This is a genomic window from Mediterranea sp. An20, assembly GCF_002160055.1.
Lineage (GTDB): Bacteria > Bacteroidota > Bacteroidia > Bacteroidales > Bacteroidaceae > Bacteroides > Bacteroides avicola.
Genome location: NZ_NFJV01000001.1, coordinates 239,808 through 264,452, shown reverse-complemented (window position 1 = coordinate 264,452; position 24,645 = coordinate 239,808). Strand labels below are relative to the sequence as shown.

Below are 24,645 nucleotides of genomic sequence, written 5' to 3'. Positions count from 1 at the left end.
CGGAACACCATTGGTGGGGGACAGTCGGGGGAAGGGGGACATGGATTTGTCCTCCACTTCTTAAAAAATGTTCTTGTTGTATGCAGTTTCTTGCATGTAGAAAACTTTTCTCTACTTTTGCGTTTCGTTATGGGCAAAATTAGTATAAAAGAAGTACATACGCGGCATGAAATGGACGATTTCGTGCGTCTGCCCCGTCGGTTGTATGCGGGTAATCCTTATTACGTGCCCGACTTGGAGCAAGACATCCGCAATACGTTTGATGTGCGGAAAAATGCTGCGCTGGAGTTCTCGGATATCCGGGCTTTTGTGGCCTACGACGAATCCGGACACCCCGTGGGGCGTATTGCCGGCATTATCAACCGCCATGCCAACGAGAAGTGGAAGGTGAAGAATGTCCGCTTCGGTTTCATTGAATTTACAGACGACCCTGCGGTATCGGCCGCTCTGATAGATGCTGCCGGCAGTTGGGGAAGGGCACAGGGCATGGATACCATTGTGGGCCCTATGGGCATCTTCGATTTCGACAAGGAGGGGATGCTGGTAGAGGACTTCGACCGCATGGGCTCGTCTATCACCATCTATAATCCATCTTATTACCCGCGTCACCTGGAGGCCTTAGGCTTTGTGAAGGAAGTGGATTGGGTGCAGGCACGCATAGTGGTACCGCAGGAGGTACCCGAGCGTTATGTCCGCACCACCGCACTGGCCAAAGAAATGTTCGGCCTCACCGTGCGCAAGCTGACGGATGAAGACCTGGAGAAGCGTGACTATGGCCGAAAGGTGTTCTGCCTGCTCAACGAAGCCTATGCGCCGCTGTATGGCTACACCGAGTTGGGTGACAAACAGATAGATGAATTCCTCAGCCGTTACCTGCCTTTGATAGACCGCCGCATGGTGCCCATCGTGGAGAACGGTGAGGGCGAATTGGTGGGCGTAGCCATCACCTTGCCCAGCTTGTCCGAAGCCTTGCGCAAGAGCGGGGGACGGATGATGCCTCTGGGGTGGTTCCATCTGCTGCGTGCCCTGAAATGGAAACGGGCCGACACGGCCGACCTCTACTTGGTGGCTGTCCGCCCGGACTATCAGGGCATGGGTGTCAACGCCTTGTTCTTCTCCGACCTTATACCTATATATAATAAGCTCGGATTTAAATATGCTGAGACGGGTCCCCAATTGGAGGACAACGTGAAGGAGTTGGGCCAGTGGGCGCCCCTGCATCCCGAGATTGTGAAGCGGAGACGCTGTTATAAGAAAGCATTGTGAGATAAGTAATGGCGGTGCGGAAAGGAGTGCTGCCATGTCAATCATATAAAAGAAGTATGGAAAGAAGAGTAGTAATAACAGGCCTGGGCATCTGGTCATGCCTGGGTACCACGCTGGATGAAGTGCGTCAGTCGCTGTTTGAAGGACGTAGCGGTGTCATATTCAGTCAGGAACGTAAGGACGCCGGTTTCCGTTCGGCTTTGTGTACGTGTGTGCCGAAGCCCGATTTGAAACCTTTCGTGTCGCGCAACCTGCGGCAGTTCATACCTGAGGAAGCGCAGTATGCCTACATGGCCACACGTGCTGCCTTGGCCGATGCCGGCTTGGATGCAGATTATATCGCCGCGCACGAGGTGGGCATTATCTACGGCAACGATTCGGTGGCCGAGGCCACGATGCACAGCTTGGACAAATTCCGCGAATTTCATGATACGTCGGCCTGCGGCAGTGGCAGCATCTTCCAGTCTATGAATTCTACGGTGACGATGAACCTGGCTTGCCTGTTCGGCCTGCGGGGCATCAATCTGACTGCTTCGGGGGCCTGTGCTTCTGGTTCCCACGCGGTAGGCTTGTCGTGGCTGCTTATCCGCGACGGTCTGCAGGATTGTGTGGTCTGCGGCGGTGCGCAGGAAAACAATATGTATAGTGTGGCAGCCTTCGACGGCATCCAGTCGTTCTCCGTGCGCGAGGACGAACCCGGTCGGGCAAGCCGGCCTTTCGACCGCGACCGTGACGGACTGGTGCCCGGTGGCGGTGCCGCTACACTGGTGCTGGAAAGCCTGGAACATGCGCAAAAGCGCGGGGCTCCCATCGTGGCAGAGATTGTCGGTTGGGGATTCTCCGGCAATGGCGACCACATTTCTACACCCAATGTAGAAGGACCGGCCCGTTCTCTGGAGCTGTGTCTCCGTCACTCCGGACTGACACCGGCTGATATAGGCTATGTCAATGCCCATGCTACTTCTACCCGCATAGGTGACGCACGGGAGGCACAAGCCATCGCCCGCATTTTTGGCGACTACCGTGTGCCGGTGACCTCTACCAAGAGCCAGACGGGACACGAGATGTGGATGGCTGGTGCTTCGGAGCTCATTTACTCCGTGCTGATGATGAAGAACAACTTCATTGCCGGTAACATCAATTTCGAGAACCCCGACGATGATACTTCCTGCCTGAACATTGTGCCCGAGACGCGTACGGCGCATTTCGACCGTTTCCTGTCCAATTCTTTCGGATTTGGAGGAACTAACTCGACGCTCATCGTGCAGGATTTCAACTTATAGGATCCTCCCCGTCCAACAGATACTCTGTCTGTCGAGAACGGAATGAGCCATTGACTATTAATCATTAACCATTAACCATTATTACTGACATGACACGTGAAGAAATTGTAGAGAATGTAAACAGCCTGCTGGCTGAAGAATTTGAAGTGGATCCCGCCGGTTTTACTCCGGATGCCAACGTCCGCGATACGCTCCAACTTGACAGCCTGAGCTTGGTCGATTTGGTCGCTCTGATTCAGCAGACATATAAAATCAAGATTCCGGTGAGCGAACTGCGTACCATCCGTACCTTTGAGAATTTGTATGACTATATCCAGTCCCATCTGTCACAAGCCTGAGTTGGAGCCGGAGGGAATGCCGGAGATAGAACGCCTTATCCCGCAGCGTGCCCCGGTGCTGTTGGTCGACCGCTTGCTCCGTGCTTCTGCGGAGGAGGGGGAGACGTGCTACACGGTGGCTGCGGACGGCTTTTTCATAGACGATGAAGGTTGTCTGGCCGAGACGGGGCTGCTGGAGCACATCGCACAGTCGGCTTCGGCTCTGGCTGGTTGGCGGGCTTTGCAGGATGGAGCTTTGCATCCGCCTTTGGGCTTCATTGGCGAGGTAAAGAAGTTCTGCTGCTACGCCCGTCCTGCGGCTGGCAGTGTGTTGCATACGGTTGTCCGGCTGACGGCCGAGGCAGATGGCGTGTGGCTGATGGAGGGCGAAACCCGCAGTGGGCAGGTCGTGCTGGCTTCAACCCGTCTGAAGGTTGCGGTGCGCAGCAATGACTGACCTTGATGCCGGGTAAGTGGTAGAGATTCGTTGCTCTTTCCGCAGGAATCCCGTGCCTGGTATGGACAGATTTTCAACAGTTACTTACAAGCTTTGACAACTTACTTATGTCAGTGTTATCTTTAGAAAACCGTTATTATCGTCTGGTAAGTTCTCGTGTGGAGGGCGATTCGGGGGTGTTCCGCGTAGAGTTGTTGCCGCAGTGCACCGTTTACCAGGGACATTTTCCTGGGCGTCCGGTATGTCCCGGTGTGTGCCACATCGAACTGGTTCGCCAATGTTCGGAGATTTTGTCGGGACAGCGTCTCCGTCTGCAGGCGGTGTCGCTGGCACGTTTTCCGTCTATGGCTTCCCCTCTGGTCTGTCCGGAAGTAGAGGTTGCTGTCAGCCTTCGTCCGGAAGGTCCGGTTCGTTCTGTGTCGGCTACCATCCGTGCAGGCGAACTTACATTCCTTGAATTTAAAGGAGAAATGAGCTTATGACTGCACTTTGCCAGAAGAACGTCCGGCAATTTCGCTGCTGTGTGGTTCCTCTCCCATCGACGGCCCTTCGGCATCTGATGCCTCTGTCCTGCTTCCGTGTGTGCTTGAGACATAAAGTTGAAACGTTATGAAACACGATGTCATCATCATAGGAGCCGGACTGGGCGGTTTGGTGTGCGGGAGCATCCTGTCGCGTGCGGGATTAGACGTGCTGGTATTGGAACGGGAGGCACAGCCAGGAGGTTGCCTTCAAAGCTACCGTCGGCATGGTCTTTCGTATGATACGGGTTTTCATTACGTAGGTGGCCTGGACGAAGGACAATCGCTTCACGCTGCGTTCAGTTATCTGGGACTGCTCCGTCTGCCTTGGCACCGATTGGACACAGCTTTCGACCGCATCCGCCTGCAGGGCCGTGACTTTGCTTTTGTGCAGGGAGGTAGCCGAGCTTTTGCCGATGCCTTAGCCGAGGTCTTCCCCAGTGAGCGTGATGCCTTGCAGCGTTATGCTGCCTTGATGGAAGAAGCTACCCTCCGGCAATACGACGGGTTGAATCCCGGCAAAGGACCGGAGGATGTGTTGGCTGCCGCGTATTCCGATACCGGGGCGTGGTCTTATATCGAAGATAATTTCCGCGACCCCTTGTTGCGGCAGGTGTTGGGCGGGAATGCGCTCCGCATGGAACTGAGGCGTGAGTCGCTTCCTCTGTTCTCTTTTGTCCACTGCAACGCCGGGTATACGGAGAGCAGTTGGCGCCTGCGGGGAGACGGTTCGCTGATAGTCGGCGCCTTGTGCGAAAATATCCGTTCCTATGGAGGGAATGTGCGTTGCCGGGCCGAAGTCTGTGAATTGATAGAGAAAGACGGTCGCATTGTGGCTGTGCGCTGTAACGACGGAGAAATCTGCGAGGCACGTACGTTCATCAGCAGTGTTCATCCCAGTATTACGTGTGGATGGCTGAAAGAAAGCCGCGTGGTGAAGAAGGTCTGGCGTCGGCGTATGGCAGGTTTGGAAAACACATCGGGCATCTGTACCGTGTCTCTCCGGCTCAGGCCGCAGGCATTGGAATACTTCAATTGTAACCACTATGTCTACAACTGTCCCGATGTCTGGTCGCTTCCCTTGTCGGAGGGCAGGGTAGGAGGTGTGTTGGTAAGCTGCCGCCTGCCGGAAGACCCTGCTGACAGATATGCCCGCCAGGTAGACCTGCTTACCCCGATGTCGTGGGAGCAGTGCCGTCCGTGGGCAGATACGGTTGTCGGGCATCGGGGAGAGGATTACCTGGCCTTGAAAGGAAGACTGGCCGACGAGTGCATTGCGCTGGCCGAACAGAGTTTGCCCGGTTTGGGTCGGATGGTAGAAGATTGTTACGTCAGTACACCGCTCACGTGGCGAGATTATACCAGTACACCCGAAGGTTCGGCTTATGGTATGCGCAAGGATTACCGCGACCCGTTGCTGACGTTCCTTACACCGCGCATGCCTGTGCCCAATCTGCTGTTGACCGGACAGAGCCTGTTGCTGCACGGCGTGCATGGCGTGACGATGACAAGTCTTTTCACCTGTGCTGCCCTGTTGGGCAAGGACTGGGTGTGGCAACATATAATCAGAAATAAATAACCAGAAAATAAAGGAGGAAAGAACCGTTATGAAGTATGCGTTAGTGACCGGGGGCAGCCGTGGCATAGGCCGGGCTGTCTGCATCGGGCTGGCACGTTTGGGATACCATGTGCTGGTGAATTATGTGCACAATGCCGCCGAGGCCAAGACAACGCTGGATTTGGTGCGTGAGTCAGGTGGCGACGGCGAAGTGCTGATGTTTGACGTGGCCGACCGACAGCAAGTGGTCAAGGCTTTGGAAGCTTGGGAAAAAGAACACCCGGATGAATACATTGAGGTGTTGGTGAATAATGCGGGCATCCGCCGCGACAACATCCTGGCTCTGATGCCTGATGATGACTGGAGTCGGGTGCTCGACACTACGCTGGGTGGATTCTATAACGTGACGCAGGCTGTGCTGCAGGGTATGCTCTTCCATAAGAACGGGCGCATCATCAATATGGCCAGTGTGACGGGATTGAAAGGTATGGCAGGACAGGCCAACTATGCCGCAGCCAAAGGTGGGCTGATTGCTGCCACCAAATCGCTGGCCTTGGAAGTGGCCCGTAAGCGCGTCACCGTCAATGCCATTGCTCCCGGTTTCATTCAGACCGACATGGTAGAAGGGTTGGACGAAGAGGCTCTGAAGAAAACCATCCCGTTGGGACGTTTTGGAAAGCCCGAAGAGGTAGCAGCCCTGGTGACCTTCCTGGTGTCGCCGGCAGCGGCCTATATCACGGGCGAAGTCATCTCCATCAACGGAGGATTGTACACCTGACAGGTGTGACAGCATGTATGAATCCGGGCAAGGCATGCCTTGCCCGTCAGCTGTCATTGGTCCTTTACTCATTAATCCTTACTCATTATGAAGAAACCGATAGCATTGCGTATGGCCCTCTTGCTTTCCGGTCTGTGGATGCAGGCGCAGGAGGCCGATATAGAGTATGAACCCGGCGCCCGGCGGACTACCGACGGGGCTTTTGTCTCTGTTGCCTTATGATGCCTGTGTTGGAAGATATCTGCCGCGTGCGTGTGAAGTTCGGCGAGACGGATGCCATGCGTTGTGTATGGCACGGCTCTTACGTCAGCTATTTGGAAGACGGACGGGAGTCTTTCGGGCGGCACTATCCCGGTATCGGCTATGCCGACATCAGCCGGTCGGGTATCTATGCCCCCGTCTACGACCTGCATCTTCGCTATCTGGCACCCTTGGGTATCGACGACGTGGCCGAGATACATACGCGCTATGTCTATAAACCTGGTGCCCGCCTGGACTTTAATTACGAGATATACCGCGTGCGCGACGGTGTGCTGTGTGCTACCGCCTTTACCACGCAGCTGTTCATTGACCCTCAGGGGCTCCTGCTGACGGACAGGCCGGATTACTTTGCCCGCTGGCAAGAGAAGTTTTTGACCGAAGACCTATAAATATATGAAGTATAAAGACAAAACCTCAGACTGTAAAATCTTGTTTCTTTGCCTTCTGTTCCTGCTCCTGGCAGGAGCGGTCAGGGCACAGCGTACCGTCGTGCGGGGCACAGTGACCGACTCTATTACCGGCGAGACTCTGCCTTTCGCCTCATTGGTATGGAAGGGCACCTCGACAGGCGTGCAGACCGACCTCGACGGGGCTTTCTCCTTCGTCAGTTCCGGGCAGAACCGTGAACTCGAAGTGACTTATGTAGGCTATGAGTCCAAGCTCATCACGATTCGTCCCGGGACCACCAATGAACTGGACATCCGTCTGGCCCCCTCGTCTATGGCGTTGGACGAGGTGGTGGTGAAGACCGGTCGCGAGCATTACCGCCGCCGTGGGAATCCCGCCGTTGAATTTGTGCGCAAAGTTATTGCTCGCCGCGACGCCCACGATCCCCGCAGTCACGACTATTTCAGTTACGACCGTTACCAACGCATGGTCTTTGCCTTGAACGACTACCAACCCAAGTCGCGCAAAGAAGGGCAGAAGGCGGGGCGGTTCGACTTCGTGCGCGAGTTTGCCGACACGTTAGAGACGGGCACTACCATCTTGCCTCTGAGCGAGCGCGAGCGTATGGAACGTGTGTTCTACCGCCGCAGTCCCCGCAGCGAGAAAAGTCTGCTGGTGGCAGCCAAGTCCGATGGTGTAGACGAAGTGTTTTCGCGCGAAGGCATCCAGCAATTCCTGAACGAGGCCTTCCGTGAGGTGGACATCTTCCAGAACAACATCCCCTTGTTCCTGCAGCGGTTTGTCAGTCCTCTCTCTACGTTGGGACTGGCTTTCTATAAATATTACCTTCTGGACACGGTGCAGGTGGCAGGCGGTCCTTGCATGGATTTGGGCTTCGTGCCGTTCAACTCCGAGTCGTTCGGCTTCACGGGGCATCTGTATGTGGCGCTCGATTCTACCTACTTCGTCAAACGCGCCGTGCTGAATGTGGCCAAGGACATCAACCTCAACTTCGTTTCCTCCATGACCATCGACCAGACCTTCCGTCGCACGGCCGACAGTACGCGTCTGATTCTGAAAGACGACATCCGCGTCAACTTCAAGCTGACAGAGAAGTCGAAGGGCATGTATGCCCAAAGGCTCAACGTCTACAGCGACCACTCGTTTGCCCCGCCTCCAACCGAAGAGGCCGCCCTCTTCGACCAGCCCGCTCCCGTGGTGGAGCAGGAGGGAGCCTATCGCCGGCCGGACACGTTCTGGGCGGAAAGCAGGCCCGAAGAGGCACGCAAGAAGAATCCCAACGGTGTGGACAAGCTGATGAAGCGCCTGCGGTCTGTACCTCTTTTTTATTTTACCGAGAAGGTCATCACTACCCTGGTATCGGGCTACATTCCTACCAACAAGAATCCTGAGAAAAACAAGTTCGACCTGGGGCCCATGAACAGCACAATCAACGGTAATGCCATTGAGGGGGCGCGCTTCCGACTGGGAGGAGGAACTACGCCTGTGCTGAATAAGCACTGGTTCTTCGAGGGATATGCTGCCTATGGCACGAAGGACCGTAAGATGAAGTATGACGCTTTAGTGGAATATTCGTTTGCTCCCCGCAAGGATTTCCGGTTGGAGTTTCCGCGCCATGCGCTGACCTTCGAATATATGTACGACATCAACAAACTGGGACAGAACTACATGTACACCAGCAAAGACAATGTGATGCTTGCCATCAAGCGGCAGAAAGATACGCGTGCCACTTACTTGCGACGGGCAGAGCTGACTTACACGCGCGAACATTACAACGGCATCTCCTACGGAGCTGTCGTGCGCAACCTGCGCGAATATGCCACGCCTTATGCTCCCTTCCTGCGCATCGGGGCAGATGGCGCGCAGACCGCCATGCCTCATTATGACATGACCGAACTGGAACTGCGCTTCCGTTACGGCAGGGGCGAGAAGTTTTATCAGACGCGCACGCAGCGTATTCCCATCACCTACGATGCTTTTATCTTCAACCTGAGCCATACCATGGCACGCAAGGGACTGCTGGGTTCATCCTTCGACCTGCAGCGCACGGAGGTGGGCATGCAGAAGCGCTTCTGGTTCTCGGCCTTCGGCTACCTGGATGTCATTGTCAAGGGGGGCAAGGTGTGGACCAAGGTGCCTTATCCGCTGCTGTTGCTGCCCAATGCCAACATCACCTACACCATCCAGCCCGAGAGTTATACCAACATGAATGCGCTGGAGTTTATCAACGACGAATATCTGTCGTGGGATGTCACTTATTATATGAACGGCATCCTGTTGAACCGCATTCCTCTCATCAAGAAGCTGCGCTGGCGTGAGGTGTTCTGTTTCCGCGGCCTGTGGGGACACCTGACGGACAAGAACGACCCTGCCAAGCAGGGAGCCGAGGGGTTGTATGCCTTCCCTTCCACTACTTACCGGATGGGGCGGGAGCCCTATATGGAGGCCAGTGTAGGCATTGAGAACATCTTCAACTTCCTGCGCCTGGACTATGTGTGGCGACTCAATTACCGTGACCATCCCGGCATACAGGCCCACGGCGTGAGGGCTACCATGAAGCTCTCGTTCTGACAAGGGATTTACGCTGCGAACAGCGGATACACAGAAAAGACCGCTAAAGTCGGGTCATAAATATGTTGCTGACTTACAGACGTTTGTTACTAAGTGCTCTGAAGCAGGTTCCCAAGAAGCCTGGAAGCCGACTTCCAAGCGCTGCGAAACCTGCTTCAGAGCGCTGTGCGTAGAGGGGGATGGGTTTGCTGCCCACATTTGGAGAGGGTAGGGTAACCGGGGTCATGCCTGCGCTTTTCCGCTGGCATCGGCCGGTTTCTTCAGAGGGTCCTGCTTGCCCAGTGTACTCCGGTCTTTGAGGAACTGTGTAAGGAAGATGAGGAACAGGATGGCTGCCACGGCAAGGCCCACCAAGTCGAATACGCCCATGTCGCAGCCCAATACGCTGAAACGGTTGACGGACCACGGCGCGTAGATGTAGATTGTGTTGATGAGGATAAGCAGCAGGCGGAATTCCGTAGGGCCAAAGCATCCGTATGTCAGGCGGAACTCATCCTTCAGGATGGTGCAGATATAGGTGTAGATTGAGAGGCACAGATAACCCGACAGCCCCAGCATGGCAATGTCCATGCGCAATACGGGCGACAGTCCGGCTCCCAGGAAAATGAAGAATGTGGTGATGGCATCCAGCGTGTGGTCGATGAAGAAGCCGTAGACCGGACGTTGCGTGTTGCGTACTCGGGCCAGCGTGCCGTCCAGACTGTCGCCATACCAGTGGATGAACAGACCGAAGGACGACAGCCATAACCAGTTGAGGTTGAGGTTGGAGAGGGCACCTCCCACGACGAACAGCAGGGAGCCGAACACGCCGATGTAGGTCAGTGTGTCTGATGTCATCCACTTGGGTTGCCGTTTGGCCAGCCAGATCAAAACTTTCTTCTCTGCGTTGTTGAGAATCGAGGTCTGGATTCTCTTCGATGTTTCTTTTCCCATAAATGTCTTGTCTTTTTAGTTAATGAAAAACCAAAAGTAAGACATCTTTCGCACACCTTGGTGTTGCAGAAAGGAAAACAAATGTCCTGACAGGCTGGTAAGCCCTCTTAACGGGCCTTGACGGTACGGATTAGTACCTTTTCTCCCGCCGACAAAGTAGTGGCAAAGAGGTAGGTCTCTCCTCCGTCGGCCAGGTGCAGGCGTTTACGCAGTTCGGCTACCGTAGCCGGAAAGTTGCGCACGCTCAGGTTGGCACGTTTCTCCGGTCCCAACAGCGTTTTCAGTTCTTTTTTCCCGAAACCGCTCCAGCCTTGGATGCAGAAGATACGTCCGGGAAAGTCTTCAACCAAGTGGTCCGAAGTATAGAGGTGACTGTTGGGGTGTAGTTTTTGCATACGGCAGACCTGTGTTATTCTGCGGAAGGCCCCGGCTTTCAGCAGGGCTGCGTGGGGTTCGTAAAGGTATGTTTGCGGTTTTTCGGCCAAGGGGCATGGTGAGTTGCGCTCCTCGTTGCGTGTAAACAGGAAGGCATTGGGTTGTGGCGCATCATTACGTCCCGACAGGTTAATGCAGCTGATGGGTACATCGCCGGCTTCCGTGTTGTAGCCGCGCTCCAGCACCAGCAGCAACTCCTTGCATTCATTGTCTACTGCTACGACATGGGCACTGGCTACATGTTTCAGCTCTTGCAAGGCCTGCGCCAGGTCCAGCATGGGCGACAGTTTGAGCAAGACGTGTGGCGCTTTGTCCAGCATCAGAGGTTCCAGTTGCGTGGCATCGGGTTCGCAATGGGCTATGGCTACGGTTTTTCCGCCATGTCCGTCTCGCCGGGCAGGGTCCAGATAAATCCAGTCGATACCTTGTGTCTGTGACAGAAATTCTTCAGCTTGCGCCTGGTGTACGTTGATGTGGGGCAGTCCCAGGGCTGTGAAGTTGTGCTGTGCCAGGTTACACAGTCCTTCCTGCCGCTCCACGTAGTCCACCTGTTCGAAGAGCTGTGCCAGGAATGCACAGTCTACACCGAGTCCGCCCGTCAGGTCGGCCATCCGTTTCCGTACTCCTCCGCAGTTTCGTACGACTTCTGCCTTGTAGCGTGCCGTAGCTTCAGACGAACACTGTTCCAATGGCAGTCGTGTCGGAAACAGGAGGTCTTCGTGTGCTGTCCACGAGGGGACTTTCCCGGCCAAGGCCTGCCTTCCGGCTATCTGAATGATGGCAGCCTCCAGATCTACGCCCGGCTGCGGGGTTTGTAGCGCCAGGGTGTGTACGTCATCGCGGGCATGAAGGCGGATGAAGTGGCATGTTTCAGAGTTCAGTTTCATGTGGTTAAGTGATTGTTTGTCCCGGTCAGGTGCAGTCTTCCGTAGTCAGTTGTCCGTTTTCATCCTTGCAGGATATACATATTGCCTGCTCTGACCTTGGTGATTCCCTTCATTTCCAGTCCGAAAAGCAAAGCGCTTAATTGGTTGATGGGGAATTCCGTCTTCACAGCTATGGCATTGATGTGCATTTCGCCGTCTTTTGCCAAGACATCAACGATACGTTGTTCTTCGGCGCTCAGCTCGTAGAAGAGGCTTCGTTGGATGGCTTCAGCTTTGCGCGGAGTATCCTGTTTTTTCCAGCGCATGGCGTTCAGGAAATCTTCGGCACTTTCTATGAGGGCAGCCTTATTGTCGCGTATCAGTCGGTTGCAGCCGGCCGATGCTTCATCAGAGTTCCTTCCGGGCAGGGCGAAACACTCTCGGTTGTATCCGTTGGCGAGTTCGGCAGTAATCAGTGCTCCTCCTTTCTGCGCCGACTCCACCACAATGGTTGCCTCGGTGATGCCTGCTACGATTCGGTTGCGGCTGATGAAGTTGTAGCGGTCGGGTGTTGTGCCCGACAGGAATTCCGTCAGCAGTCCTCCGTTCTCCAGCATTTGTGCAGCTGTGTTGCGGTGCGATGCCGGATAAATGCGGTCCATCCCATGTGCCAGTACGCCTACCGTCGGCAATCCTTCGTCCAGGGCAGCCCGGTGGGCATGTATATCGATGCCGTATGCCAGTCCGCTTACAACCAGCAAATCCGGACAGAGCTGGGCTGCTTCGTGCAGGAAATCCCGGCAGAACTGCTGTCCGTAGGCTGTAGAGCGGCGGGTTCCCACCAGGCTCACCATGTGCAGGCTGTTCAGGTTGGCATTTCCTTTGAAGAAGAGCACCAAGGGAGCATCGGGGCACTGGCGTAGGCGGGAGGGATAAGCTTCGTCCTGCAAGGTGAGGCAGGCCAGTCCGTGCTTTTCGGCAAAGTCCACTTCCTGTCGGGCACGTCTGAATACTTCAGGTTGTTTCAGGGCAGCAGACAGGGCGCGCAAGGCTTCGGGACGGATGTCGGGTAGCTCGTGGAATTGTCGGAATACGGCTGTCGCACTGCCTGCCATATCTACCAGCCGTTTGGCGTTTATTGCTCCTATGCCCGGACATAAGGTCAGGGCTATGCTGCAGATGCGTTCATCGGTGTCGTTCATTGCAAAGAGAGCGGTTATGCTAAATAGTTATGCTGTCAGATAAGGGGCAAACAAACGGTCGAGCTGAGGACAGGTATCCAGCTTGCCGTTGACTAAGCAGACTGCTTCTACGATACCTTTCAATACCAACTTGTCGTCGGTGGCCCGGTAAATGTCCTGGTTGAATACGTATTTGATACTTTCTTTGCGCAGACCGAGTTTACAGACAAATTCGTCTCCGCTGTGCAGCGGGGTTTTGAATGACATCGAGATGCGTGCCACCACGGGGTCGATGCCCTGTTCGTGCAGTCCGGCAAATCCGGCTCCGGCAGAGAGCAGGAATTCGTGGCGTGCATGTTCCAGATAATGCTGGTAGTTGGCGTTGTTGACAATGCCCTGCAGGTCGCATTCATAGTCGCGCACTTTCAGTCGGAGTTCGTGAACGTACTTCATGGGAGTTGAGAATTGGAGATTAATAAATAGGCAGTCCTTTAAATCGCTTCAGTTCTTCTACAGAGACCAGTTTGTAGAGCTTGTCGCTGGGTCGTATCCTGTCACATTTTATAGAGAAGTGCTCTCCTTTGTGCACCGTGTTTACAGGTTTGAGGTCGACCCGCATCTCGTCGGCAGTGAGGAACAGCGCTCCGGTGGTTGGCCCGGTAACGAGCAGCTTGTCGCCCACATTCAGTTCGGCAGCTTCTACCAGGAATTCTGCCACGCCGATGTTCGGGAAGTATTTGACGCCTTTCCCTACGTAGATTTTTCGCTCTGTAGCTGCCGAGCCGTAGTGGTGCGTCCATTCGCCCAAGCGTTGCCCCAGGTAATAGCCGTCCCAGAAGCCACGATTGAATACCGTAGCCAGCCTACGGTTCCAGTCTTCTACCTTTTCGTCCGTGAAGGTGCCCTCCATATATGCCTGGATAGCTTCCTGGTAGCACTCCACTACGGTGCGTACATATTCTGGTCCGCGGGCACGTCCTTCTATCTTGAATACGCGCACGCCGGCATCCATCATCTTGTTGAGGAAATGGATGGTCTTCAGGTCTTTGGGCGACATGATGTACTGGTTGTCTATCTCCAGTTCGGCATCCGTCTCCTTGTCGCGCACGATATATGAGCGGCGGCATACCTGCATGCAGGCTCCGCGGTTGGCGGAGTGGTTCATCTGGTGCAGCGAGAGGTAGCACTTCCCGCTGACCGCCATGCACAGGGCACCGTGGCAGAACATCTCAATGCGCACGGGTTGTCCGGACGGGCCGCAGATGTTTTCGTCGACGATGGCTTTGTGAATTTCTGCCACCTGCTCCAGGTTGAGTTCGCGGGCCAGCACCACCACATCGGCAAACTGTGCATAAAAGCGCAGCGCCTCTACGTTGCTGATGTTAAGCTGGGTGCTGAGATGCACTTCCTGGCCGATGCTGCAGGCGTAGGTCATCACTGCCACGTCGGCAGCGATGATGGCCGAGATGCCGGCTGCGTGGGCAGCATCGACGATGGTACGCATCAGTGCGATGTCCTGGTCGTATATGATGGTGTTGACAGTGAGATAGCTTTTCATGCCATGCTCGTTGCACGTGCGGGCGATGTCTTTCAGGTCGTCGATGGTGAAGACGCTGGCCGAACGGGCACGCATGTTCAGGTTTTCAATGCCGAAATATATCGAGTCGGCACCAGCCTGTATGGCTGCCGCCAGTGATTCGCGCGAACCTACCGGTGCCATGATTTCGAATTCTTTCCTATCTGGTTTCATATTTATGTAGAGTTGCAGAATTAGAACAGGCAAAGGTAGTCTTTTTTTCCGTACCTTTGCGCCAAAAAGACAGATAAATGAAGATTGCCGCTATTGACTTGGGCGAACGCCCCGTGCTGCTTGCCCCGATGGAAGACGTTACCGATCCCGCTTTCCGCCTGATGTGTAAAGAGTTTGGCGCCGACATGGTGTACACCGAGTTCGTGTCGGCCGATGCCCTGATACGCTCGGTCAGCAAAACCGAACAGAAACTGAACATCGGTGATGCCGAACGCCCCGTGGCCATCCAAATCTACGGGCGCGACGTGGCAACAATGGTCGAAGCCGCGAAGATTGTGGAGCAGGCGCACCCCGATGTCATCGACCTCAACTTCGGCTGTCCCGTCAAACGCGTGGCGGGCAAGGGGGCGGGGGCAGGCATGCTGCGCAATGTGCCGCTGATGCTGGAGATTACCCGTGCCGTGGTTGATGCCGTGCGTCTGCCTGTCACCGTCAAGACGCGTCTGGGCTGGGATGCCGACAACAAAATCATCGTTACTCTGGCCGAACAGTTGCAGGATTGCGGCATACAAGCCCTTACCATTCATGGCCGTACCCGCGCACAGATGTACACCGGCGAGGCCGACTGGACGCTTATCGGCGAGGTAAAGAACAATCCGCGTATGCGCATCCCTATTATCGGCAACGGCGACATCACCACCCCGCAACGTGCCCGCGAGTGTTTCGACCGTTATGGCGTGGACGCTATCATGGTGGGGCGTGCCAGCTTCGGCCGTCCGTGGATTTTCAAGGAGATAAAGCATTACTTGCAGACGGGCGAGGATCTTCAGGGCCTGACTCCTGCCTGGAAGTTGGATGTGCTACGCCGTGAGGTGGACGACAGCGTGCGTCTGCTGGACGAGCGGCGAGGCATCCTGCACGTCCGCCGTCACCTGGCTGCCAGTCCGCTGTTCAAGGGCATTCCCAACTTCCGCGAGACACGCATCGCCATGCTGCGGGCAGAGACGCAGGCAGAGTTGCTGGATATTTTCCGGCAGATTGAGCCGCTGCTGGGGATTGGCTCTTCTGCTTCTGACAGACAGCCCGATTCTTTTCTTTGAGATGACCAGCGAGCAGTGCGATGACGAATGCACCGGTGTGTATTCGGCTCTTTGCCGTTAGCGGTCTTTTTTCTTATGCTTTCTTTGGAAACTGCTTGTATATTGGAAGCACGGTGCGTATAGCTTCGGAGCAGGCTTCGTCTATATAGGAAGCAAACGGTGGGCTGTGTGGCTATCCCGGCCTTCCGGCAAAGCAAGGTGGACTGGTTTGGTTTCGGACGCGGACATAAAAAAAGGGCTCCGCTGAGCCCCACCTTTGTTAACCTTAAATTTAGTGCTATGAAAAAAATCATGTGGCAAATGTAAGAGATTTTCTTGTATTGTGCAAGCTCGTTCTGTATCTTTATGCGGCTTTTAAATCTATTTAAAATATTGTGTCCGTTATTTCTTATAAACTGGTAGATAAGATGTGTGTTTTGTGATTAATTATGCTTGAACTTGTGTCGGTTCTGTTGCGGATGGGTAAACATTTCAGATAAATGTCCGTCGGCCACGGAGTCACAAAGGTCTGGAAAAGAAAGAACCCTCTCCGTCGGTTTCCCGGTGCGGAGAGGGTTCCTGTTGATATTAATCAAATGTAGAAAGGAGTCTTGATTAATCTTTCAGCTTGGCGCGGATGAAGTCGCGGTTCAGGCGGGCGATGTTGCTGATGGATACGTTCTTCGGGCACTCAGCCTCGCAGGCACGAGTGTTGGTGCAGTTGCCGAATCCTAATTCGTCCATCTTGGCGAGCATAGCCTTGGCGCGGCGCAGTGCTTCGGGCTTGCCTTGGGGCAGCAGGTTGAGCTGGCTTACCTTGGCAGATACGAACAACATGGCCGAACCGTTCTTGCAGGCAGCTACGCAGGCGCCGCAACCGATGCAGCTGGCAGCATCCATGGCCTCGTCAGCGATGGTCTTCGGGATGAGTATAGCGTTCGCATCTTGCGGGGCACCCGTGTTGACGCTGATATATCCGCCTGCCTGCATGATTTTGTCATAAGCCGTGCGGTCTACCATCAGGTCTTTAATCACCGGGAATCCGGCCGAGCGCCACGGTTCAACCGTGATTACATCGCCATCGTTGAAGCGGCGCATGTAAATCTGACAAGTCGTTGCGCCTTGTGCGGGACCGTGCGGATGTCCGTTGATGTAGAGCGAGCACATGCCGCAGATACCTTCACGGCAGTCATGGTCGAACACTACGGGTTCCTTGCCTTCGCTGATGAGTTGTTCGTTCAGAATGTCCATCATCTCCAGGAACGAGGTATCACCCGGAATGTCTTTCATCTCGTATGTTTCAAATGCGCCCTGTGCCTTCGGACCCTTCTGGCGCCATACTTTTAAAGTAAATGATATATTTTTATCCATTTGTGTGTAGTCTTTAATTGGTTCAACTTCCCGATTAGCTCTTATAGTTACGAGTCTGTACCTTGATGGCTTCATAAACGAGCGGCTCTTTGTACATCACCGGAGCCTTGTCGTCGCTGCCCTGGTATTCCCAGCAAGCCACGTAGAAGTAGTTCTCGTCGTCGCGCTTGGCTTCGCCTTCCTCCGTCTGGTATTCTTCGCGGAAGTGGCCGCCGCAGCTTTCGTTGCGGTTCAGCGCGTCGTAGGCGATCAGTTCGCCCATCGTGATGAAGTCGTTCAGGCGGATGGCCTTGTCTAACTCAACATTCATGCCTTCTTTGTCGCCGGGGATGAACAGTTCGGTTTCGAATTCCTTGCGGATTTCTTTCAGGCGTTTCAGTCCTTCCTTCAAACCTTCGGCTGTACGGCCCATGCCGACATATTCCCACATCACGCGGCCCAGTTCCTTGTGGATGGAGTCGACAGACTTCTTGCCGTGGATGCCCATCAGGTGGTCAATCTTGGCTTGTACGGCCTTCTCTGCTTCGGCAAATTCAGGCAGGTCGGTCGAGAAGCGGGGAACGGTGATTTGGTCTGCCAGATAGTTTTGGATGGTGTAAGGCAATACGAAGTATCCGTCAGCCAGACCCTGCATCAGAGCGGAAGCGCCCAGACGGTTGGCACCGTGGTCGGAGAAGTTACATTCGCCGATAGCAAACAAGCCCTTGATGGTGGTCATCAGTTCGTAGTCTACCCAGATGCCGCCCATGGTGTAGTGGATGGCCGGATAAATCATCATCGGGTTTTCGTAAGGCGATACGTCGGTGATTTCCTCGTACATGTCGAACAAGTTGCCGTAGCGCTGCTCTACTACGTCCTTACCCAAGCGTTGGATGGCTTCAGAGAAGTCGAGGAATACAGCCAGACCGGTGTTGTTCACGCCGTAGCCCTTGTCGCAACGCTCCTTGGCAGCACGGCTGGCCACATCGCGCGGCACCAGATTACCGAAGGCCGGGTAGCGGCGCTCTAAGTAGTAGTCGCGGTCTTCTTCGGGGATGTCCTTGCCTTGCAGCGTGCCTTCCTGCAGCTTCTTGGCATCTTCCAGTTTCTTCGGCACCCAGATGCGGCCGTCGTTACGCAGCGATTCAGACATCAGCGTCAGCTTAGACTGCTTGTCGCCGTGTACGGGGATACATGTCGGGTGAATCTGTACGTAAGCGGGGTTGGCAAAGAGGGCACCCTTGCGGTAGCAAGCCATAGCAGCCGAACAGTTGCAGGCCATAGCGTTGGTAGACAGGAAGTAAGTGTTTCCGTATCCGCCAGTAGCGATGACAACGGCATGGGCGGCAAAACGCTCCAGTTTGCCCGTCACCAGATTCTTGGCAATGATACCGCGGGCGCGGCCGTCGATAACAACGACATCCTGCATCTCATAGCGGGTGAAGAGCTTCACACTGCCGGCTGCCACTTGGCGGCTCAGGGCAGAGTAGGCACCCAGCAACAGCTGCTGACCGGTTTGCCCTTTGGCGTAGAAAGTACGGGATACCTGTGCGCCACCGAAAGAACGGTTGGCCAGCGTGCCGCCGTATTCGCGAGCGAAAGGAACACCCTGTGCCACGCACTGGTCGATGATATTGCAGGAAACTTCGGCCAGACGATATACGTTGGCTTCGCGGGCACGATAGTCACCACCCTTTACTGTATCGTAGAACAGACGGTATACGGAGTCACCGTCGTTTTGGTAATTCTTGGCAGCATTGATACCACCCTGCGCAGCGATGGAGTGAGCGCGGCGGGGAGAATCCTGAATGCAGAAGTTGAATACTTTGAAGCCCATTTCGCCGAGTGAGGCAGCGGCACTGGCACCTGCCAGACCCGTACCTACCACGATGATGTCCAAACGGCGCTTGTTGGCAGGGTTAACCAGTTTCTGATGAGCCTTGTAGTTAGTCCATTTCTCTGCTACCGGTCCTTCCGGTATTCTTGAATCTATCTTAGTCATATTCTTGTTTTTTAAGTGGATGTTGAAAAGGTTATTGGCCCGTCAACGTGTTAGATGAGAGATTTGATATAGAACACAACGACTACCAATGCGAAGCAGATGACTACGATGGTAGCATAGATATTGGAGATGCATTTCCAACGGTTGATCCAAACTTTGTTGTTCCAACCCAGCGTCTGCATAGAACTCCAGAAACCGTGAGTCAGGTGGAACCACAGGGCAGCCAGCCAGATGAGATAGAGAACGACGAACACGGGGTTGGAGAATGTACGCTCGATGTGATAGATACCGTCAGCGGCGTATGCCAGTGTCAGTGTGTCGGCGTGCATGCCCATGCCGTGCATCAGTTCGGGCAACATCATGTTCGACCAGAAGTTAACCAAGTGCAGAATCAGACCCAGGATGACAATCAGGCCCAGCACCAGCATGTTTTGTGATGCCCATTCCACCTCTTTGCGGCGGTCCGTTACGGCATAGTGTTCGGTTCCGCGTGCCTTACGGTTCTGCATAGTCAGCCAGAAGGCATAGATAATGTGAATGATGAACAACACGGCCAGTGCCAGCGTGGCGGCTACCGCATACCAGTTTGCTCCCAGGAACTCACAAACCGCGTTGTACCCGTTGGCGGAAACGAGCGCAACCAGGTTCATCGCCATGTGAAACGTCAGAAACAGGATAAGGGCGATACCGGTAACGCTCATCACCACTTTCCTTCCTACAGATGAATTACTTAACCACATAAATGATTGAATTAAAGTTATTTAAATTGTTAGAAAATGTCATTTGCAAGGCTGATTCTGCTAACTCCTTGCAAAAGTATATGAAAAACCTTTATCAAACAAGCGATTAAGAAAATAATTCCACCATCAATGTGCATTCGGTGCTTTTTCCAACCATATTAATTCGTATCTTTGCCGCCGGTATTTATCCATAATTATATGAAGAGGTTTTTTCTGCTTATGGCATTCCTGCTCCCTGTTGTATTGCCTTTGTCGGCGCAGAACTGGGACATCAACACCGTGCACCGTATCAATGGCTGGGACGGGAAGTTTATCCGTAATTATAATAAGGTAATATCGAAATCCGAGCCTTATCTGGCTGTAGGTGTTCCCGTGGCCATGGCTCTTACCGCTTGGATAAAAGACGACAAAGACCTGTTGAAAGACGCCTTGTATGTAGGCACCAGTGTGGCGGGTACGTTCATTGTCACTTACGGTATGAAATATCTGGTGGGGCGCGACCGTCCTTATGAGCGATATCCTGACCGGGTACACCCTTACAGCATTGAACACAGCCCTTCGTTCCCATCGGGGCATACCGCTACGGCCTTTGCCCTGGCCACATCGCTCAGCATCCGTTATCCCAAGTGGTATGTCATTGCTCCTTCTGCCTTGTGGGCTTGCTCGGTGGGCATCTCGCGCATGAACGAAGGGGTGCATTATCCTTCCGACGTGTTGGCCGGTGCTGCTATCGGAGCAGGTTTTGCCGTGGCCAATATTTACATTAACCGCTGGCTTAACCGTTGGCTTTTCGGAGAATGATACCTGCTTATGCCGCATAGACTCGACACCAACCGCCAGTTCATGATAGGCAATGGGCTGCTGGCCTTTGCCGTTATCGGCGTGGTGGTAGTCTTCACCATCCTGAGTTTGCGCACGCAGCGTGCGGGCGGAACCCGGCGGCAGCCTGCCGGAGTCTGTACGGTTCTTTTCGGACGCTCTTTATCGGGGGATACCCTTACGGTCTATCTCAACGACAGTCTGCTTTGTCATTCTCTGGCAGTGACCGACACTTCGTGTCTGCGTGTTAGCCTTCCTGCCGAACATTGTGCTCTCTTGGTGGTGGATGAGTCTACCGGTCTGCTTTCTGTCCTGTCGCTGGAAGAGGGGAATACCTGTCGCCTGGAAAAGAAAGACGGGAAGATAGTAATGAGTCCTTGAAGGCTCTCTCGTACATCTTCCCGTCGGATGCTTTTTCACGGGCGGTGTCTCTTTGGACTTGTCTCCCGCCGTGTGTTATTCTTCTATATGTACATTCGTCACCCGTTCCAGGCAGAACCGGTCGCGGTTGAAATGGAAAGGTGGATAGTCGGTGTTTTGGCAGATGATGTTGCGGCGGAACCACAGCCCGTCTACAGATTTGGCATATAGCACAGGGGCATCGAACATCTCGAATTCATTATCCTCTATGACGATGCCTTTGCCGTGCCCTCCGTGGAAGTACTGTTGCTGTCTGTCCAGTGCAGGTATCTCCGGATAGATGGAGATGACCGCATTGGTAAACTGGTACAAGCTGGTCAGTGCGTTGACAAAGCGGTTGCGCCGGATGAGCACATCGCGGCAGGCCCCCGTCTCATACCATCCGTTGCAGTCGCCGCAGAGCAGGATGGCAGTGCCCGAGGTGTGGTCGAACAGATTATCTTCCACCACAGTGCGGCGCGGCGTACTGAACAAAGCTCCGCGGGCGCGGTTGTTGCGTATGGTATTTTTAGCAAAGAGCACTTCGGGCGTCCACGTCAGGTTTTCTATTCCATAGGCCCCGGTTTCACTGATTTCCTTGTCTAAGGGAGCCTTGAAAGTGATGATGAACTCGTGTGCTCCCTCCACCGTTGGCTGGTCGTAGGGGTGGATGGAGTCGATGCAGTTGGCTGTGCCGGCAATCTCCATGGTATGAGCGCGTACAAACTGCACCGAGTCGCCCGGTTCGCCCCAGCGGAATCCCCACGACTGTCCGTGCATGTAGCGTCCCACCAGTGTGTGGTCATCTACCCGGCGCACTACCTTCAGGTACGTGCCGTGAATGTTGATGGCATCGTCCATCATGCCCTCATACAGTCCGCCGCATGAAGAGATGGCGCCTTTGCAGCCCGAAAAGTGCGTGGCATCGGCCTGGGTAGTAAAGCAGCGCGGGTCGTCTTCGCCCTTCAGGCAAACGTTGAAATTGTCCAGCGTGATGTTTTCGCAGAGTTGCGCCAGCAGTCCCATGCCCTCGGCATAATGTACACGGATGTTTTCCAGTCGGGTATCGGTGTTGCCATAGAGGAAGATGCCGGGCGTGGGGCGTCCCCATCCGCGCATGACAAAGCGCATGCCGGGTTTCAGTGCGGCATTTTTCCATTGCGGGGCATGTATCTGTCCGTCGGGAGTCTGGTAAACTCCCTTGGTGTTGCAGCCGAGGTCGCCGGTATTGTAAACCAGTCGTTTGGTATTGGCTTCGAAGGCCACTCCCCAACTGTGGCGCACGGTCCAGTCTCTGCCGTATGCCTCGAAGACCGAATCGGGCGTGATGCGCCAGCGTACCCATTCCTCCGGCCGGAAGGTGATGCCGTCTACGGTGTCACTCTGGGTGATGTGCACTTGCGCGATGTGTGGGTTTTCGAAGTCAATGCTGAAATTTTTCAGCACACATTGCCGGGAGTCCTGCAAGACGATGGGAAGCATCCGTCCGTGGAAGACGAAGCGGGCTCCTCCTCCGTCTAAAGTCACTCCCTGCAGGTCTTCCATCGCGAAACCTACTATCTTGGGGTTATCCTGGTCGTGGTTGGAGATGTAACAAGTGCGTCGGGCTGCTTTTTCCGGATAAAAGTCATAACGTCCCGGAGCGAAGCGCAGCACGATGGTTTCTCCACCGGCAGACAGCTTGCGTGCCTTGTCCAGCAGTTTCTGAACCCGGGGTGACATGTCGGTACGGGTATCCGGGCGGATGCCGTAACGGCTGGCATCAATCACTTGTTGGGCGCAAAGCCACGAACAAAACAGCGGCAGCATGAAGCTTAAACATAGTTTCTTCATAATCATAATCTTTTGATCTACTTTTTTCCGTATATCTGTCTGGAGTTATGTGAAGCCGTTAAAGCTTGCCGGCGCGGACTTTCCTCAATATCGTCTGCAGTTCGAAGAGCTTTTCGGGGTACTGGGTAGCCACGTTTTCCCGTTCGTCTCCTTTTCCTTTCATGTCATAGAGCTGCGGGATGCTGCAATTGCCGGTTTCTATCTTCGGTCCCCAGGTAATCATGGCAGGGCCGTCGTTGGGTTCAATGTATTTCCAGTCTTTGGTGCGGACAGACAGCACGTGGTTAGAAGCGAGTTCCACCACCCAGGGACGGTCGGTCGTGTCGGTTCCCAGCAGATTGCCCAGCCGTTTCTGGCTGTCGGGGGCGCTTCCTTTGGGCAAGCGTGCCTGGATAAGTTCTCCCAAGGAAGCCATCCAGTCGATTTGCGAAATCAGCACGTCAGACACCTGCCCTTTGGCGACTTTGGCAGGCCAGCGCACGATGGCGGGCACCATGGTTCCTCCTTCGAAAGCGCTGTATTTGTTGCCTCTCCAGGGGCCGGCCGGGCTGTGTCCGTTCAGTAATTCTTCTGCGCGGTCGTCATATCCGTCGTCCACCACGGGGCCGTTGTCGCTCGACAAGATGACCAATGTGTTTTCTGCCAGTCCCAGTTTCTCCAGCGCTTCCATAATCTGCCCTACACTCCAGTCAAACTGTGCGATGGCATCTCCACGCAGTCCCATCGGGTTCTTCCCGCGGAACCGTTCGTGCGGGAATCGGGGCACATGCACGTCATTGGTAGCGAAGTACATAAAGAACGGTTCGTCTTTGTGCTGTTTCATAAACTGTATGGCATGTGTCGTAATGGAATCGGCAATGTTCTCATCTTTCCAGAGCGCCTTTCCGCCCCCTTTCATATATCCGATGCGGCTGATGCCGTTGACGATGGACTGGTCGTGTCCGTGACTGGGTTTCAGGTTATAGAGTAGTTCCGGATTGTCTTTCCCTGTCGGTTCGCCGGGAAAATTCTTTTTGTAACTGACCTCGATAGGCGCACTCTCGTCGTAGTTGGCCACTTCTCCGTTTTCGATGAACACGCAAGGCACGCGGTCGGCCGTGGCAGCCATGATGTAGTGGTAGTCGAAGCCCAGGTCGGCAGGCGAAGCAGCCAGCGGTGCGTTCCAGTCCTGCGTGCCGGTTTGGTCGCCCAATCCCAGGTGCCATTTGCCGATGGCGGCGGTGGCATAGCCTGCATGTTTAAACATATCGGCCATGGTGAACTGCACGGGCCGGATAATCATTCCGGCATTTCCAGCCGCCACGTCCGTGTCTGGACGTCTCCAGGCATACTCGCCCGTCAGCAGAGAATAGCGTGAGGGAGTGCTGGTGGCAGCCACGGCATGTACGTTGGTAAACCGGATTCCTTCATCGGCCAACCGGTTCACATGAGGGGTTTCAACGTTTTTGTCGCCGTAGCATTGCAGGTCGCCATAGCCTAAGTCGTCGGCATAGATGATAATGACGTTGGGTTTTTCAGGGTCCGGGCGGGAGGTTTTGTCTTGGACTGCTTCGGCTCCGTAGGCAGTATGCCAGCATGCCAGTGACGGCAACAGAGCCATTGGGAAAAGATGTTTCATTGTCAGCTTATTGGTTTAAATGTTCTGTAATGGTTCTCTTAAAGATTAAAGGATGCTTGTAAAGATACCGCTTTGCTTTACAAACATCCTCTTTATTTAATTTCTATTCACGTAAATTAGGATTAATAATCTCTTCGGACGACAGAACAAACCTTCCGCAACCTGCCTTATAAGGGAATTGCCGCTGCCATTGCCTCTTTGGCGCGGGTTGGGAAGAGAG

Annotated in this window: 23 protein-coding genes; 13 read left to right on the top strand and 10 right to left on the bottom strand. The window is 54.4% G+C overall.

Features of this window, described 5'->3' with window-relative positions; all coding sequences use genetic code 11:
- Nucleotides 1-129: 129 nt before the first annotated feature.
- From B5F34_RS01105 to B5F34_RS01065, 10 genes are all read left to right on the top strand, one after another.
- Nucleotides 130-1,266 carry an N-acetyltransferase gene (locus B5F34_RS01105; RefSeq protein ID WP_087334153.1) on the top strand — a complete coding sequence of 379 codons (1,137 nt, stop codon included), beginning with the start codon at nucleotides 130-132 and terminating at the stop codon, nucleotides 1,264-1,266.
- Nucleotides 1,267-1,322: 56 nt separating this feature from the next.
- Complete coding sequence (locus B5F34_RS01100; RefSeq protein ID WP_087334151.1) at nucleotides 1,323-2,549, top strand: beta-ketoacyl-[acyl-carrier-protein] synthase family protein; 1,227 nt, start codon at nucleotides 1,323-1,325, stop codon at nucleotides 2,547-2,549.
- A gap of 89 nt (nucleotides 2,550-2,638) precedes the next feature.
- On the top strand, nucleotides 2,639-2,887 hold the full coding sequence (locus tag B5F34_RS01095) for an acyl carrier protein (RefSeq protein ID WP_087334149.1): 249 nt from the start codon (nucleotides 2,639-2,641) through the stop codon (nucleotides 2,885-2,887).
- The gene (locus B5F34_RS01090) at nucleotides 2,853-3,323 is read left to right on the top strand and encodes a beta-hydroxyacyl-ACP dehydratase (protein ID WP_239448726.1); all 471 of its coding nucleotides are present in this window, start codon (nucleotides 2,853-2,855) and stop codon (nucleotides 3,321-3,323) included. The genes B5F34_RS01095 and B5F34_RS01090 overlap by 35 nt, the downstream gene beginning before the upstream one ends.
- A gap of 107 nt (nucleotides 3,324-3,430) precedes the next feature.
- A complete protein-coding gene (locus B5F34_RS01085) occupies nucleotides 3,431-3,805 on the top strand; it encodes a hypothetical protein (protein ID WP_087334147.1) in 375 nt (124 codons plus the stop codon).
- Between the two features lie 127 nt (nucleotides 3,806-3,932).
- The gene (locus B5F34_RS01080; protein ID WP_087334145.1) at nucleotides 3,933-5,423 is read left to right on the top strand and encodes an NAD(P)/FAD-dependent oxidoreductase; all 1,491 of its coding nucleotides are present in this window, start codon (nucleotides 3,933-3,935) and stop codon (nucleotides 5,421-5,423) included.
- Between the two features lie 28 nt (nucleotides 5,424-5,451).
- The gene (gene fabG, locus B5F34_RS01075; RefSeq protein ID WP_087334143.1) at nucleotides 5,452-6,180 is read left to right on the top strand and encodes a 3-oxoacyl-ACP reductase FabG; all 729 of its coding nucleotides are present in this window, start codon (nucleotides 5,452-5,454) and stop codon (nucleotides 6,178-6,180) included.
- An 87-nt stretch (nucleotides 6,181-6,267) separates the two neighbouring features.
- Nucleotides 6,268-6,402, top strand: a complete 135-nt coding sequence (locus B5F34_RS18040) for a hypothetical protein (RefSeq protein ID WP_255376940.1) — start codon at nucleotides 6,268-6,270, stop codon at nucleotides 6,400-6,402.
- Nucleotides 6,399-6,830, top strand: coding sequence for a thioesterase family protein (locus B5F34_RS01070; RefSeq protein ID WP_239448724.1), 432 nt, complete (start codon nucleotides 6,399-6,401; stop codon nucleotides 6,828-6,830). Before B5F34_RS18040 ends, B5F34_RS01070 begins: the two co-directional genes overlap by 4 nt.
- 4 nt (nucleotides 6,831-6,834) lie before the next feature.
- Nucleotides 6,835-9,420, top strand: a complete 2,586-nt coding sequence (locus B5F34_RS01065) for a DUF5686 and carboxypeptidase-like regulatory domain-containing protein (protein ID WP_087334141.1) — start codon at nucleotides 6,835-6,837, stop codon at nucleotides 9,418-9,420.
- Nucleotides 9,421-9,642: 222 nt separating this feature from the next.
- Here B5F34_RS01065 and B5F34_RS01060 read toward each other — a convergent pair whose 3' ends face one another.
- From B5F34_RS01060 to B5F34_RS01040, 5 genes are all read right to left on the bottom strand, one after another.
- A complete protein-coding gene (locus tag B5F34_RS01060; protein WP_087334139.1) occupies nucleotides 9,643-10,353 on the bottom strand; it encodes a CDP-alcohol phosphatidyltransferase family protein in 711 nt (236 codons plus the stop codon).
- Between the two features lie 107 nt (nucleotides 10,354-10,460).
- Entirely contained in the window at nucleotides 10,461-11,675 is a 1,215-nt protein-coding gene (locus B5F34_RS01055; RefSeq protein WP_087334137.1) for a class I SAM-dependent methyltransferase, read from the bottom strand.
- A gap of 59 nt (nucleotides 11,676-11,734) precedes the next feature.
- Nucleotides 11,735-12,856, bottom strand: a complete 1,122-nt coding sequence (dprA, locus tag B5F34_RS01050; RefSeq protein ID WP_087334134.1) for a DNA-processing protein DprA — start codon at nucleotides 12,854-12,856, stop codon at nucleotides 11,735-11,737.
- A 27-nt stretch (nucleotides 12,857-12,883) separates the two neighbouring features.
- The gene (locus B5F34_RS01045) at nucleotides 12,884-13,288 is read right to left on the bottom strand and encodes an acyl-CoA thioesterase (RefSeq protein ID WP_087334131.1); all 405 of its coding nucleotides are present in this window, start codon (nucleotides 13,286-13,288) and stop codon (nucleotides 12,884-12,886) included.
- Nucleotides 13,289-13,307: 19 nt separating this feature from the next.
- On the bottom strand, nucleotides 13,308-14,585 hold the full coding sequence (locus tag B5F34_RS01040; protein WP_087334285.1) for a peptidase U32 family protein: 1,278 nt from the start codon (nucleotides 14,583-14,585) through the stop codon (nucleotides 13,308-13,310).
- Nucleotides 14,586-14,662: 77 nt separating this feature from the next.
- Here B5F34_RS01040 and dusB point away from each other — a divergent pair, with 77 nt between their 5' ends.
- Entirely contained in the window at nucleotides 14,663-15,685 is a 1,023-nt protein-coding gene (dusB, locus tag B5F34_RS01035; protein ID WP_087334128.1) for a tRNA dihydrouridine synthase DusB, read from the top strand.
- A gap of 594 nt (nucleotides 15,686-16,279) precedes the next feature.
- On the opposite strand, the gene B5F34_RS01030 is transcribed toward dusB, so the two are convergent.
- Genes B5F34_RS01030 through B5F34_RS01020 form a run of 3 tightly spaced genes read right to left on the bottom strand, consistent with a single transcriptional unit; the run spans nucleotide 16,280 to nucleotide 19,756 of the window.
- The gene (locus tag B5F34_RS01030) at nucleotides 16,280-17,035 is read right to left on the bottom strand and encodes a succinate dehydrogenase/fumarate reductase iron-sulfur subunit (protein WP_087334125.1); all 756 of its coding nucleotides are present in this window, start codon (nucleotides 17,033-17,035) and stop codon (nucleotides 16,280-16,282) included.
- Between the two features lie 34 nt (nucleotides 17,036-17,069).
- Nucleotides 17,070-19,016, bottom strand: a complete 1,947-nt coding sequence (locus tag B5F34_RS01025; protein ID WP_087334123.1) for a fumarate reductase/succinate dehydrogenase flavoprotein subunit — start codon at nucleotides 19,014-19,016, stop codon at nucleotides 17,070-17,072.
- Between the two features lie 50 nt (nucleotides 19,017-19,066).
- Complete coding sequence (locus B5F34_RS01020; protein WP_087334121.1) at nucleotides 19,067-19,756, bottom strand: succinate dehydrogenase/fumarate reductase cytochrome b subunit; 690 nt, start codon at nucleotides 19,754-19,756, stop codon at nucleotides 19,067-19,069.
- Between the two features lie 198 nt (nucleotides 19,757-19,954).
- Here B5F34_RS01020 and B5F34_RS01015 point away from each other — a divergent pair, with 198 nt between their 5' ends.
- Nucleotides 19,955-20,557 carry a phosphatase PAP2 family protein gene (locus tag B5F34_RS01015; protein ID WP_087334119.1) on the top strand — a complete coding sequence of 201 codons (603 nt, stop codon included), beginning with the start codon at nucleotides 19,955-19,957 and terminating at the stop codon, nucleotides 20,555-20,557.
- A gap of 9 nt (nucleotides 20,558-20,566) precedes the next feature.
- On the top strand, nucleotides 20,567-20,956 hold the full coding sequence (locus tag B5F34_RS01010) for a hypothetical protein (protein ID WP_087334117.1): 390 nt from the start codon (nucleotides 20,567-20,569) through the stop codon (nucleotides 20,954-20,956).
- A gap of 75 nt (nucleotides 20,957-21,031) precedes the next feature.
- On the opposite strand, the gene B5F34_RS01005 is transcribed toward B5F34_RS01010, so the two are convergent.
- Both B5F34_RS01005 and B5F34_RS01000 read right to left on the bottom strand, forming a co-directional pair.
- Nucleotides 21,032-22,807, bottom strand: coding sequence for a right-handed parallel beta-helix repeat-containing protein (locus B5F34_RS01005; RefSeq protein ID WP_087334283.1), 1,776 nt, complete (start codon nucleotides 22,805-22,807; stop codon nucleotides 21,032-21,034).
- Between the two features lie 58 nt (nucleotides 22,808-22,865).
- The gene (locus tag B5F34_RS01000) at nucleotides 22,866-24,425 is read right to left on the bottom strand and encodes an arylsulfatase (RefSeq protein ID WP_087334114.1); all 1,560 of its coding nucleotides are present in this window, start codon (nucleotides 24,423-24,425) and stop codon (nucleotides 22,866-22,868) included.
- Between the last annotated feature and the right edge of the window lie 220 nt (nucleotides 24,426-24,645).